This is a genomic window from Stenotrophomonas sp. GD04054 (genome assembly GCF_029836955.1).
In the GTDB taxonomy this organism is placed as follows: domain Bacteria; phylum Pseudomonadota; class Gammaproteobacteria; order Xanthomonadales; family Xanthomonadaceae; genus Stenotrophomonas; species Stenotrophomonas maltophilia_A.
The window spans coordinates 86,460-99,424 of sequence record NZ_JAOECR010000002.1 but is presented as its reverse complement, the minus strand read 5'-3'; the positions used below and the strand labels follow the sequence as shown (position 1 = coordinate 99,424).

The following is a 12,965-nucleotide window of genomic DNA, read 5'->3' as shown; positions in this document are numbered from 1 at the left end:
ATAACGGGCACAACGTGTAACCGCTACTCACGATGCAGGCTAAGACCCGTCTGCGTTGGCGGAGTTCAATCTCACTTTTTTTTAACGTTTCAGGAGTTTCCCCGTGGCCGATGCCCTGATCGCTGTCGCCGACGACGGCGCCATCCGCACCGTGACCGTCCAGCGCCCGGACAAGCTCAACGCCTTGAATGCCGCGACCCTGCAGGCGCTGACCGAGGCGTTCAGCGCCGCCGCAGCCGACCCGGACGTGCGCGTGGTGGTGCTGACCGGTGCCGGTCCGAAGGCTTTCGTGGCCGGTGCCGACATCGCCGAGATGAACACTCTCAGCGCGGTTCAGGGACGTGATTTCTCGCTGCTGGGCCAGGCCCTGATGCGCCAGATCGAACGCATGCCCAAGCCGGTGATCGCGCGCGTGAACGGCTTCGCCCTGGGCGGCGGGCTGGAGCTGGCGATGGCCTGCCATCTGCGCATTGCTGCCGATACGGCCAAGGTCGGGCAGCCGGAGATCAACCTCGGCCTGATTCCCGGCTTCGGTGGCAGCCAGCGCCTGCTGCGCCTGTGCGGCCGCGCCGCCACCCTGGAGCTGTGCCTGCTGGGTGCACCGATCAACGCCGCGCGTGCGCTGGAACTGGGCATCGTCAACGAGGTGGTGCCGGCCGACGCGCTGGACAACCGTGTGCAGGACATCGCCCGCCAGCTGGCACGCTCGGCCCCGCTGGCCCTGCGTGGGCTGCTCGACGCGGTACACGTGGGCGGCGAATGCAGCCTGGAGGCTGGGCTGGAGTACGAAAGCGCGCAGTTCGGCCTACTGTTCGCCACCGAAGACATGCGCGAGGGCACCAGCGCCTTCCTGCAGCGCCGCCCACCGGCCTTCCAGAACCGCTGACGCCATGGCATCCCGACCCAACCCCGCGCAGCTGTTCGCCCGGGTCCAGGCAGACGATCTCGATGGCGCCCTGCAGGCCGGACTGATGGACTACGTCGCCCGTGCCGGCGACGAACAGCTGCTGCCCGGCCACCCGGACCTTCCACGACGCCTGCAGCAGGCGCAGCAGCAGCTGCACGCGGCCTGGGCCGCACGCGAACGCTACCGTGCCCGTGCCGTGCGCCTGGCCCGCCGCGAGGCCGAACGCGATGCGCGACGCACGCCGGCCCCGGCGCCGGACGTGAAGCCCGCCCTGCCCCCGGCCGCCGCCGCCATCCTCGCCCGGGCCAAGGCCCGCGCCACCGGCAAGGAGCAGTAATGGCCACTGCGAAGAAAACCGCGCGTGCACCGGCGCGACGCGGTGGCAGCATGCCGCGCGCCGACGTGGTGGAGATGTTCACCCGCCTGCGCGAACTCAATCCGCACCCGAAGACCGAACTGGAGTACAGCTCACCGTTCGAACTGCTGGTGGCGGTCGCGCTGTCGGCGCAGGCCACCGACGTGGGCGTCAACAAGGCCACGCGCCGCCTGTTCCCGGTGGCCAATACCCCGGCAAAGATCCTCGCGCTTGGCGAGGACGGGCTGAAGCAGTACATCGCCACCATCGGTCTGTTCAACGCCAAGGCGAAGAACGTGATCGCCACCTGCGCGATCCTGCTGGAGAAGCACGGCGGTGAAGTGCCGCGCGATCGCGATGAACTGGAAGCGCTGCCGGGCGTGGGCCGCAAGACCGCCAACGTGGTGCTCAACACTGCGTTCGGTGAGCCGGTGATGGCGGTGGACACGCATATCTTCCGCGTCTCCAACCGCACCGGCCTGGCCCCGGGCAAGAACGTGCGCGAAGTGGAAGACAAACTGGTGAAGGTGATTCCGGCCGAGTTCCTGCTCGACGCGCATCACTGGCTGATCCTGCACGGACGTTATGTGTGCAAGGCGCGCAAGCCGGATTGCCCCGGCTGCGTGATCGCCGACCTGTGCCGGTTCAAGGAAAAGACCACGGCCGAGGCGTGAACGCGTTCGTGGTGTGACAAAACAAGGACGGCGGGCACAGGGCCCGCCGTCTTTGCTTGTAGACAAGAGTGCTTCAGGACATCAGAACGACAGGTCGCCCCAGACGCCGAACTCCTTGGTCTTGTCGTTCTTCTTGTCGCTGGCGTTGGCCAGGTGCGTGTACTTGTACACGGTCGACAGCTTGAGGTTCTTCATGACCGGGAACTCGACGCCGACGTTCCAGTACTTGTCGCTCAGGGTCGGGTCCAGCGTCTTGCTGACGTCGGTGTCATCGTAACGACCGAACACGTTGATGCCGCCGTCGGTGACGCGCACGCTGCCCCACACCGACCAGCCGCTGGTCTTGTCGGTGGCAACGGTCATCACGTTGTTGAGGTTCTTGGCCTGGAAGTACTCGCCACCGACGCGGAAGTCGCTGCTGGCGTAGGCCACCATCGCATTGGCGCGGGTGTAGGTGTTCTCGGCGCTCTGGATGTCGGTTTCCTTGCCCAGCTTGCCACTGTAGCCACCGACGGCAACCACGAAGTTCTCGTTCGGGGTATAGGCCGCGCGGCCTTCCACGTCCATGCCCTTGCTGCGGGTCGGGTTCTTGTAACCGGCGCCGGACACGACCGAGACCGCGTAGTTGAAGTTGTTGCCCAGGTTGCCGAAGCCATGCAGACCCCAGTCGGACGAGTTGCCGTACTTCAGGCGATCGGTCAGGGTGTTCTCGACATAACGCATGCCGTAGAACTTCTCGACGTACGGAATCCACGGCATGTCGGCGGCACCGACCCGCAGGTTGAAGGCCGGGTCGAAGCTACCCTGCACGTAGGCCTTCTTGACGAACAGTTCGGTGTTGCCGATGGCCGAGCTGTACTGGAAGTCGGTGGTCAGGTTGGCCGACCAGATGTCGTTGAACTTGTGGTCGACGGTCAGGTAGAAGCGCTTGACGTCCAGGCCGGTGCCGCTGGCGGCGGTGTCCTTGCCGTTGCTGGTCTTGTCGATGTTGGTCAGGTCGAAGAACATGCGACCGCCGATCTTGTTGTCATTGACCAGCTTGGCCAGCTTGTCGACGCTGGTCTGGGTCTTCTGTGCACCTTCCAGGGCCTGGGCCTGGGTGATGTTCACTTCGGACTGCGCATCGGACTGTGCCTGCAGCGCCTGCGAATCGTTCTGCAACTGCTGGACCTGGGCCTGCAGGGCAGCGATCTGCGCCTGCAGCTGCTGCAGCTGTGCCTGGGATACGCCCGTGCTGGCGGGAGCTGCGAAGGCGTCGGCGGAAACCAGACCGAGGCTTGCAACGACCGCGGCGGCGAGCAAATGGGAACGCATTTTGGATTTCTCCAGAGGGTTGGAATGGCTTGGGCAGAACGCCACGCCGGCAGGCCGGTCAAGCGTTTTGCGAACATTCCGTTAAAACCATGACAGCCGAATGACAACCTGAGCACCAACCACAGATTTCTTCGTGCGGTCATGCGTACGACTCATTTGCCGCCACATGCTTGTCGATCCCTTGCGGCATATGGCGTCACGTATCAGCGTCCCGGCCCGGGCCGACCGCCGCGCAGCGCTCACCTGCACTGATGGTTTCGTGTGGATGACGCGGCATCACTGCGGAATGCCAGGCCGGGATGGCATTGACGACCACACCGGGCAGTCCATCAGCGACATATAGAACGTGATCGCAACCGGGCCACGGCCGTCTCCGGCGCATGGTCATCACGTTGCCCGCAGCACTCAGAACCTTCACGCCCCTGGCTGTGCGGGCGCCGGCCAACGCTGTAACGGTTGCGTCATACAACGGTCCCTGCGCTGTCATCGAACCGTTATGGAATGTGCGCCGGGCGGGTAACCCCGCATCCCAATCAACCCAGGAGCCACCCCGTGATCCACGCCTTCAAGTCGCGCGTTGCCGTTGCCGTCTTCGCAGCGTCGTCCGTGTTCGCCGCCAACGCCGCTGAAATCACCGGCGCGGGCGCCTCGTTCATCTACCCGGTGATGTCGAAGTGGTCGGCCGACTACAACGCCGCCACCAGCAACAAGGTCAACTACCAGTCGATCGGCTCCGGTGGTGGTATCGCCCAGATCAAGGCCAAGACCGTTGATTTCGGCTCCTCCGACGCTCCGCTGAAGCCGGAAGAACTGGCCGCTTCGGGCCTCGCCCAGTTCCCGTCGGTGATCGGCGGCGTGGTACCGGTGGTCAACGTGGCCGGCATCGCCCCGGGCGCGCTGAAGCTGGACGGCACCGTGCTGGCCAACATCTTCCTGGGCAAGATCAAGACTTGGAACGACCCGGCCATCGCCGCGCTGAATCCGGGCGTGACCCTGCCGAGCGCCAAGATCACCGTCGTGCACCGTTCGGATGGTTCGGGCACCACCTTCAACTTCGTCAACTACCTGTCCAAGGTCAGCCCGGAGTGGAAGAGCTCGGTCGGTGAAGGCACCTCGGTCCAGTGGCCGGCCGGCATCGGCGGCAAGGGCAACGAAGGCGTTGCTGCCTACGTGAAGCAGATCAAGGGCGGCATCGGCTACGTCGAACTGTCCTACGCGCTGCAGAACAAGCTGTCGTACACCGCGATGAAGAATGCCGCCGGCCGCTTCGTGCAGCCGAGCGACGCGTCGTTCGCTGCCGCCGCTGCCAGCGCCGACTGGGCCAGCGCCAAGGACTTCTACCTGGTGATGACCAACGCCCCGGGCGCCGAGTCCTGGCCGATCACCGCCACCAACTTCATCCTGGTGCACAAGAAGCCGAAGAACCCTGCCAACGGCAAGGCCACCCAGGAGTTCTTCCGCTGGGTCTACAAGAGCGGCGACGCCCAGGCCCGCCAGCTGGACTACGTGCCGCTGCCGGACAGCCTGGTCCGCCAGATCGAGACCTACTGGACGCAGAACCTGAAGTAAGCAAGCGCGTTCCCCCGCAGGAACGGGATCGGCGGGTCCTCTCTCCCCCGCCGATCCCACCCGGGCGCGAGATCCTCGAGATCTCGCGCTCTTCTTGTTTTTGGGGGATTGGTCGTGAAGAGCGTTTGCGCCTTCGCTGATCCGTCGGTGAGTCGGTGGGCCAGGACGTGCAGGACACGCCGTAAACCCGTCCTTGGGGGCTCGGCCACGGCATCCATGCCGTGGACGGTCCTGCACGCCCTGGCCCACCGCCTCTCGACAGTTCATCGCGGGCGCGGTGGGGTCATGAAAGGCAGGAGCAAAGGCAAGAGCGTTTGTAGAGCCACGGCCGTCATATCGGTGCGCAGATCCCGGGTCTCCGGGGGTCTCCCGGACCGTGGCCAACCCCGTGAAACCCTTGTCAGAACGTGATCCAGGACACCTCTGTCATGGTCGTAATACGGCTGTAACAAAAACATCATTTCATAGCCGCATCCGCCGACGACGTCGGCTCTTCCCCGCTATGGAGTGACCATGAAACTGCACTCGGCCGGCCTTGCCGCCCTTTCCCTGGCCATCGCCCTGGGCCTGTCGGCCTGCGGTGGCGACAAGCAGGCCGCGCAGCAGCCGGCTGCCGACGGTGCCGCCGCCCCGGCCGCTGCCGGTGCCAAGGTGACCGCCGAAGTGTCCGGCGCGGGCGCGTCCTTCATCTTCCCGCTGGTCTCCAAGTGGTCGGCTGACTACAACGCCAGCACCGGTGCCAAGATCAACTACCAGTCGATCGGCTCCGGTGGCGGTATCGCCCAGATCAAGGCCGGTACCGTCGACTTCGGCTCCTCCGACAAGCCGCTGAGCAGCGAAGAGCTGGCCCAGGCCGGCCTGGCCCAGTTCCCGTCCGCCATCGGCGGCGTGGTGCCGGTGGTCAACATCGAAGGCCTGGAAACCGGCAAGCTGCGCCTGAGCGGCGCCCTGCTGGCCGACATCTTCCTGGGCAAGGTCAAGACCTGGAACGACCCGGCCATCGTCGCCGCCAACCCGGGCGTGAAGCTGCCGGACGGCAAGATCACCCTGGTCCACCGTTCGGACGGTTCGGGCACCACCTTCAACTTCTCCAACTACCTGTCCAAGGTCAGCCCGGAGTGGAAGAGCAAGGTCGGCGAAGGCACCTCGGTGCAGTGGCCGGACGGCGTCGGTGGCAAGGGCAATGAAGGCGTCGCTTCCTATGTGAAGCAGATCAAGGGCTCGATCGGCTACGTCGAACTGGCCTACGCGCTGCAGAACGGCATGCCGTACACCGCCATGCAGAACGCCGCCGGCAACTGGGTCGAGCCGAGCGCGGAAACCTTCGCCGCTGCGGCTGCCAGCGCCGACTGGGCCAGCGCCAAGGACTTCAACCTGGTCATCACCAACGCCCCGGGCGAGCAGGCGTGGCCGATCACCGCCACCAACTTCATGCTGATGCAGAAGCAGCCGAAGGACGCCAAGCGCAACCAGGACACCCTGGCCTTCTTCAAGTGGGCCTTCGAGAACGGCCAGGCCCAGGCCAACGAGCTGCACTACGTGCCGCTGCCGGCCGAACTGGTCAAGCAGATCGAGGCCTACTGGGCGACCGACCTGAAGTGATGGACACGACGGTGCCCGCCCCGCGCGGGCACCGCTTCTTTCACGCCGTGCCGCCCCGCCCCTTCCTGGCCCTGCCGTCCCCATGAATGCCATCGCCCAGCCTGTAGCCGCCCCGTCCACGCGTGATGCGCGTGATGCCCGCAACGACAAACTGTTCCGATGGGTGCTGGTCGGCACCGTCATCTTCGTCCTGATCGCCCTGGCCTGCGCCGCGCTGTCGATGCTGTGGGGCGGCCGCCATGCCCTGCAGATGCAGGGCCTGAGCTTCTTCTTCTCCACCGACTGGAATCCGGTCGAAAACAAGTTCGGCGCCCTCGCCCCGATCTACGGCACCCTGGTCACCGCACTCATCGCGATGGTCATCGCCGTGCCGGTCAGCTTCGGCATCGCCTTCTTCCTCACCGAAGTCGCGCCGCGCTGGCTGCGTGGCCCGGTCGGTACCGCCATCGAACTGCTGGCCGGCATTCCCTCGATCATCTACGGCATGTGGGGCCTGTTCGTGCTGGTGCCGGTGATGACCGAGTACGTCACCCCGTTCCTCAACGAAACCCTGGGCGAATGGCCGATCATCGGCCCGATGTTCCAGGGTCCGCCGCTGGGCATCGGCATGCTCACCGCCGGCTTCGTGCTGGCCATCATGGTCATTCCGTTCATCTCCTCGGTGATGCGCGAGGTGTTCCTGACCGTGCCGACCCGCCTGAAGGAATCGGCCTATGCACTGGGCTCCACCAAGTGGGAAGTGAGCTGGGACATCGTCCTGCCCTACACCCGCTCGGCGGTGATCGGTGGCATCTTCCTCGGCCTCGGCCGCGCCTTGGGCGAGACGATGGCGGTGGCCTTCGTGATCGGCAACAGCGTGCGTCTGTCGCCGTCGCTGCTGGAACCGGGCACCACCATCGCCGCGCTGATCGCCAACGATTTCGGCGAAGCCACTGAAACCTACCGCTCGGCCCTGCTGCTGCTCGGCTTCGTCCTCTTCATCGTCACCTTCGTGGTGCTGGCCATCGCCCGCCTGATGCTGATGCGCCTGTCCCGCAAGGAGGGCAACTGATGTCCACCACCGCTGATTCGCTGTACCTGCGCCGTCGCATCGGCAACGTCGTTGCGATCACCGCCTCCTGCGCCACCGCCCTGTTCGGCCTGTTCTTCCTGGGCTGGATCCTGTTCACCCTGGCCTCCAAGGGCCTGGCCGGCATCAACTGGGATCTGTTCACCAAGATGACGCCGCCGCCGATGCAGGAAGGCGGTCTCGCCAACGCCTTCTTCGGCAGTGCGGTGATGTGTGCGCTGGCGATCGGCATCGGCACCCCGCTGGGCGTGCTGGCCGGCACCTGGCTGGCCGAGTACGGCAACGCCCGCAAGGCCGGCACCGTGGTCCGCTTCGTCAACGACATCCTGCTGTCGGCCCCATCCATCGTGCTTGGCCTGTTCGTCTACACGCTGTACGTGATGCAGACGGGCGGCAACTTCTCGGCGTTCGCCGGTGCCCTGTCGCTGGCCTTCATCGTGCTGCCGGTGGTGGTGCGCACCACCGACGAGATGCTGCGCCTGGTGCCCTCGCAGATGCGTGAGGCAGCCCTGTCGCTGGGTATCCCGCAGTGGAAGGTGATCGTGCAGGTGCTGTACCGCAGTGCGTCGGCCGGCATCATCACCGGCATCCTGCTGGCGCTGGCCCGCATCTCCGGCGAGACCGCACCGCTGCTGTTCACTGCCTTCGGCAACCAGTACTGGAACAACAACATCTTCCAGCCGATGGCCTCGGTGCCGGTGGTGATGAACCAGTTCGCCGGCAGCCCGTATGAATCCTGGCAGGTGCTGGCCTGGGCCGGTGCCCTGGTGCTGACTGTCTTCGTGTTGCTGGTCAGCCTTGCCGCCCGCGGCATCCTGCTGCGCAACCGTATCTCCCATGACTGACCTTTCCGTGGATAACGCCATGAACGACCTTTCCAACGCCGTGCCGATGCAGCGCATCGCCGTGCCGTCCTCGCACGAGAGCCTGCACACGCCGTCGCCGGTGAAGCTGGCTGCGCGTGGACTGGACTTCTACTACGACAAGTTCCATGCCCTGAAGGGCATCAACCTGGAGATACCGGAAAAGCGCGTGACCGCGCTGATCGGTCCCTCCGGCTGCGGCAAGTCGACCCTGCTGCGCATCTTCAACCGCATCTACGCGCTGTACCCGAAGCTGGAGGCGCGTGGTGAAGTGCTGCTGGACGGCGAGAACATCCTGTCGCCGAAGTACCCGATGAACCGCCTGCGCAGCAAGGTCGGCATGGTGTTCCAGAAGCCGGTGCCGTTCCCGATGACCATCTTCGAGAACGTGGCCTACGGCATCCGCCACCACGAGAAGCTGAGCAAGGCCGACATGGCCGACCGCGTCGAGCAGGCACTGCGCCAGGGCGCACTGTGGGACGAAGTGAAGGACAAGCTGGGGCAGAGCGCACTGGGCCTGTCCGGTGGCCAGCAGCAGCGCCTGTGCATCGCCCGTGCCGTGGCCCTGCGCCCGTCGGTGCTGCTGCTGGACGAGCCGACCTCGGCACTGGACCCGATCTCCACCAGCCGCATCGAGCAGCTGGTGGAAGAGCTCAAGCACGAGTACACCATCGTCATCGTCACCCACAACATGCAGCAGGCCGCGCGCGTGTCCGACTACACCGCCTTCATGTACCTGGGCGACCTGATCGAGCACGACCGCACCGAAGTGATCTTCTCGCAGCCGTCGCAGCGGCAGACCGAGGATTACATCACCGGTCGCTTCGGCTGAAACGTCAGTCGACAGACAGACAATGTCAGTCGAGCATGGCTCGACTCTACAAATCACGTCAGCCAGGCATGGCCTGGCTCTACCCGGATTGCAGACCATGAATCTTCCCAACGACCACATCGTCAAGAGCTACGACGAAGAACAGCAGCGGCTGGTGGCCGAAATCGTGCGCATGGGCGAGATGGCCGTCGCTCAGCTCGAAGCGGCGATGGACGTGATCGAGAAGCGCGACGAGAACGCCGCCCATCGCATCATCGCCAACGACGAAGCGATCGATGCGCTGGAGCAGCAGATCAGCCATGACGTGATGCGCCTGGCGCTGCGTGGGCCGATGGCGCGCGACCTGCGCGAGATCCTGGCCGGCCTGCGCATCCCGGCCGACATCGAGCGCATCGGCGACTATGCGGCCAACGTTGCCAAGCGTTCGATCGCGCTGGGCAAAGTGCCGCCGCTGCCACAGATCCAGGGCCTGCGGGCGCTGGGTCGCCTGGCCGCGCAGCAGGTGCGCCGCGCCATTGCCGCCTACCGCGACAACGATGCCGACGCTGCGCTGGCGCTGCGCGAGGACGACGCCCGCCTGGACGCGCAGTACACCGCGCTGTTCCGCGAGCTGCTGACCTACATGATGGAAGACCCGCGCAACATCACCCCCTGCACGCACCTGCTGTTCATGGCCAAGAACCTGGAGCGCGTGGGCGACCACGCCACCAACATCGCCGAGAACGTGTGGTTCCTGGTGCATGGCGAGCAGCCACTGCCGCCGCGTGAAAAACGCGACGAAACCTCCAGCACCGGCCAGCCCTGACGCTGCACTGCAACACCGGAGTTGACTCCAAGGTGGCCGCTGTCCTGGTGACAGCGGCCTTCTTGTTTCTGGGCATTCCGGCAATTCATCCACTCATGGCGTGGATCTACCGGAAACCGTGTTCCCCTTCTGTAACAAACCTCACGAAAATTTGAGGTCTTGGCGAGGATTCGTTGAGTAGGATCGCTGCACCATCGCTTCCACCGGCAACCCTGCCGGCGACCCGGGCACCCGCCCATACCACCCAGGAGCACCACCGATGAGCAGTTCCAACAAGACCCTGTCCCTGCTGACTGCTACCGCCCTGGCCGCCGGCCTGGGCATGACCGCCAGTGCCTCGGCCCTGAGCATGAGCGACCTGGCCCAGGGCTATCTGGTCGCTGGTCAGGCCGCCAAGGCCAGCACCGATGCCAAGGCAGCGGACACCAAGATGGCCGCGGACGCGACCAAGCACGCCGAAGGCAAATGTGGTGCCGACGGCAAGAGTGCCGAAGGCAAATGCGGCGCCGACAAGGGCAAGGCCGCCGGTGCTGCGGCAGGCGCCAAGGCCAAGAGCGGCGACAAGAAGTCGGCCGAGGGCAAGTGCGGCGAAGGCAAGTGCGGTGCCAAGCACTGACGTCCGCGCCAGCGCCGTCCACCTGCGGTCGCCGCTTCGTGCGGCGGCCGCCGGGTTGGGGCTGCGCCGGGCGCTGCTGCAGGATCTGCGCGATGCACCGGCCGGTGACTTCGATTTCCTCGAATGCGCGCCGGAGAACTGGATCCATGTCGGTGGTCCCGCCGGGGATGCACTGGCCGAACTGGCGCAGCGCCACCCGTTGAGCTGCCACGGCCTGTCGTTGTCGCTGGGCAGCAGCGCGCCACTGGATACGCAGCTGCTGGAACAGGTCGGCCAGTTCCTGGAAAAACACCGCGTGCCGCTGTACAGCGAGCACCTGAGCTACTGCAGCGACGACGGCCACCTGTACGACCTGCTGCCGATTCCGTTCACCGACGAAGCCGTGCGCCATACCGCCGCACGCATCACCCACGTGCAGGACCTGCTGGGTCGCCGCATCGCGGTGGAGAACGTGTCCTACTACCTGGCGCCGGAGCCGGCGATGGACGAACTGGCCTTCACCAATGCCGTGCTCGCCGAAGCCAACTGCGACCTGTTGCTCGACGTCAACAATGTCTACGTCAACGCCTGCAACCACGGCTACGATGCCGACAGCTTCATTGCCGGGCTGCCCGCAGAGCGCATCGTCTGCCTGCACGTGGCCGGGCACCTGGACGAGGCACCGGACCTGAAGATCGACACCCATGGCAGCGCGGTGATCGATCCGGTCTGGGAGCTGCTGGCGCGTACCTACGCGCGCATCGGCCCACGACCCACCCTGCTCGAACGCGATTTCAACTTCCCCCCGTACGCCGAGCTGCAGGGCGAACTGCAGACCATCCGCCGCCTGCAGTCCAGCCATGCCGGGATCGCCCATGGCTGATACCTCCCACACTCTGCGCGCACAGCAGCATGCGTTCACCGCACACCTGCGCGATCCGCAGGGTGTGCCACCGCCGGTCGGGCTGGAGCCACGCCGGGTCGCGGTGTACCAACGGCTGCTGTTCAACAATCTGCTGGGCCTGTTGAGCAACGGCTTCCCGGTCTGCGTGCGCCTGCTCGGCGAACCGGCCTGGAGCGACCTGGTGCGCCACTACTTCGCCACCCATCGCTGCCAGACGCCGCTGTTCACCGAACTGGCCGCCGAATTCGTGCAGTGGCTGCAGGCACAGCCGCAGCTGCCGCACCCGGCGTTGGCCGAGCTGGCCCACTACGAGTGGGTGGAAACCGCGCTGTACCAGCTTCCTGCCGAGCCGCTGCCGGTGCGGGGTGAGATCGATCCGCTGCGGGTGCCACTGCAGCGCTCGCCGCTGGCGTGGCCGCTGCTGTACCAGTGGCCGGTGCACCGGCTGGGCGCCGAGGATGCACCGACGCAGCCGCCCACCGAGCCGACCGGCCTGCTGGTGCGCCGTGAGGCTGACGGCGAAGTGCGCTTCGCCGCACTCAGCCCGCTGGCGGTATACCTGCTGTCCAGCATCGGCGAACAACCCGGCCTCGATGGACATGCCTATCTGCGGCAATTGGCCGCCGCGCACGGCCTGGCTGAGGAGGCGCTGGCCGAACCCGGTGCTGCACTGCTGCAGCAGTTCCTGCAGGCCGGCGTGATCGGCCCGCTCACAGCCCCTCCCTGACACCCCATTCGCGGAGATCCCCTGATGAACCTTCCGACCCTGGCCGCCACGCGTGGCCAGCTGGACCGTCTCGCCCCCTGGTTGGCCCCGCTCGGCCTGCGCCTGCTGCTGGCCTGGGAATACTTCGAATCCGGCCGCGAAAAGCTGCACGGCCAGAACTGGTTCGCCGACCTGCAGGACGCTTTCCCGTTCCCGTTCGACCAGCTGCCGGCCACCCTGAACTGGCAGCTTGCAACCTGGTTCGAGCTGATTGGCGCGGCCTGCCTGCTGGTTGGCTTCGGCACCCGGTTTGCCGCCGCCAGCCTGCTGGTGCTGACCGTAGTGGCCACTTATGCGGTGCATTGGCCGACGGAATGGAACTCGCTGGCCGACCTGGTCATGGGCTACGCGATCACTGACCAGGGCTTCGGCAACTTCAAGCTGCCGGTGCTGTTCATGGCCATGTTGCTGCCGCTGATCTTCACCGGCGCCGGCAGGCTGAGCGTGGATGCGTGGCTGGCGCGGTGGTCTCCCTCGGCCACGCCTGCGCGGCCAGCAGACCGGTAGATGCCGACCTTGGTCGGCGCACCGTGTGCCAACCAGGGTTGGCAGCTACCGGAATGCTGAGCGCGCGGTGCCCCGGTAGGTGTCGACCTTGGTCGACACACGCCCGCGCAGGGAACGCATGCACCGAGGGCTGGCCGGGCGCTCAGGGTCGCTCTGCTAGAATTCACGCATGACTGACCCCACCCCCGCACCTGCCGCCGCTC

The 12,965-nt window shown here is 65.9% G+C and carries 14 protein-coding genes; 13 read left to right on the top strand and 1 reads right to left on the bottom strand.

What is annotated here, in order from left to right; translation table 11 throughout:
• The first annotated feature begins 103 nt into the window (after positions 1-103).
• From N7573_RS02200 to nth, 3 genes are read left to right on the top strand one after another with little or no spacing between them, the layout of a single operon-like run.
• Entirely contained in the window at positions 104-886 is a 783-nt protein-coding gene (locus N7573_RS02200) for an enoyl-CoA hydratase-related protein (protein ID WP_032127897.1), read from the top strand.
• Positions 887-890: 4 nt separating this feature from the next.
• Entirely contained in the window at positions 891-1,244 is a 354-nt protein-coding gene (locus N7573_RS02195; protein ID WP_049399879.1) for a hypothetical protein, read from the top strand.
• Positions 1,244-1,936, top strand: coding sequence for an endonuclease III (nth, locus tag N7573_RS02190; protein ID WP_279943069.1), 693 nt, complete (start codon positions 1,244-1,246; stop codon positions 1,934-1,936). Before N7573_RS02195 ends, nth begins: the two co-directional genes overlap by 1 nt.
• A gap of 81 nt (positions 1,937-2,017) precedes the next feature.
• Here the strand turns inward: nth and N7573_RS02185 are convergent, their stop codons facing one another.
• On the bottom strand, positions 2,018-3,250 hold the full coding sequence (locus N7573_RS02185; RefSeq protein WP_032127900.1) for a porin: 1,233 nt from the start codon (positions 3,248-3,250) through the stop codon (positions 2,018-2,020).
• Positions 3,251-3,802: 552 nt separating this feature from the next.
• Here N7573_RS02185 and pstS (N7573_RS02180) point away from each other — a divergent pair.
• From pstS (N7573_RS02180) to N7573_RS02135, 10 genes are all read left to right on the top strand, one after another.
• On the top strand, positions 3,803-4,819 hold the full coding sequence (gene pstS / locus N7573_RS02180; RefSeq protein ID WP_279913964.1) for a phosphate ABC transporter substrate-binding protein PstS: 1,017 nt from the start codon (positions 3,803-3,805) through the stop codon (positions 4,817-4,819).
• 513 nt (positions 4,820-5,332) lie between these two features.
• Positions 5,333-6,421: a phosphate ABC transporter substrate-binding protein PstS gene (pstS, locus tag N7573_RS02175; protein ID WP_049399479.1), complete on the top strand. Its 1,089-nt coding sequence runs from the start codon at positions 5,333-5,335 to the stop codon at positions 6,419-6,421.
• Positions 6,422-6,503: 82 nt separating this feature from the next.
• Positions 6,504-7,472 carry a phosphate ABC transporter permease subunit PstC gene (pstC, locus tag N7573_RS02170; protein ID WP_279913013.1) on the top strand — a complete coding sequence of 323 codons (969 nt, stop codon included), beginning with the start codon at positions 6,504-6,506 and terminating at the stop codon, positions 7,470-7,472.
• Positions 7,472-8,335 carry a phosphate ABC transporter permease PstA gene (gene pstA, locus N7573_RS02165; RefSeq protein ID WP_032127902.1) on the top strand — a complete coding sequence of 288 codons (864 nt, stop codon included), beginning with the start codon at positions 7,472-7,474 and terminating at the stop codon, positions 8,333-8,335. Before pstC ends, pstA begins: the two co-directional genes overlap by 1 nt.
• 19 nt (positions 8,336-8,354) lie before the next feature.
• The gene (gene pstB / locus N7573_RS02160) at positions 8,355-9,185 is read left to right on the top strand and encodes a phosphate ABC transporter ATP-binding protein PstB (protein ID WP_005408788.1); all 831 of its coding nucleotides are present in this window, start codon (positions 8,355-8,357) and stop codon (positions 9,183-9,185) included.
• Positions 9,186-9,282: 97 nt separating this feature from the next.
• Positions 9,283-9,990 (top strand): phosphate signaling complex protein PhoU, encoded by a 708-nt coding sequence (phoU, locus tag N7573_RS02155; RefSeq protein WP_008265615.1) that lies wholly within the window; start codon positions 9,283-9,285, stop codon positions 9,988-9,990.
• Between the two features lie 259 nt (positions 9,991-10,249).
• Positions 10,250-10,606 (top strand): hypothetical protein, encoded by a 357-nt coding sequence (locus N7573_RS02150; RefSeq protein WP_032127903.1) that lies wholly within the window; start codon positions 10,250-10,252, stop codon positions 10,604-10,606.
• The gene (locus tag N7573_RS02145) at positions 10,593-11,468 is read left to right on the top strand and encodes a DUF692 domain-containing protein (protein ID WP_279913011.1); all 876 of its coding nucleotides are present in this window, start codon (positions 10,593-10,595) and stop codon (positions 11,466-11,468) included. Before N7573_RS02150 ends, N7573_RS02145 begins: the two co-directional genes overlap by 14 nt.
• Complete coding sequence (locus tag N7573_RS02140) at positions 11,461-12,216, top strand: putative DNA-binding domain-containing protein (RefSeq protein ID WP_049463603.1); 756 nt, start codon at positions 11,461-11,463, stop codon at positions 12,214-12,216. The genes N7573_RS02145 and N7573_RS02140 overlap by 8 nt, the downstream gene beginning before the upstream one ends.
• A gap of 24 nt (positions 12,217-12,240) precedes the next feature.
• Positions 12,241-12,762 carry a DoxX family protein gene (locus tag N7573_RS02135; protein ID WP_279913010.1) on the top strand — a complete coding sequence of 174 codons (522 nt, stop codon included), beginning with the start codon at positions 12,241-12,243 and terminating at the stop codon, positions 12,760-12,762.
• Positions 12,763-12,965: the final 203 nt, after the last annotated feature.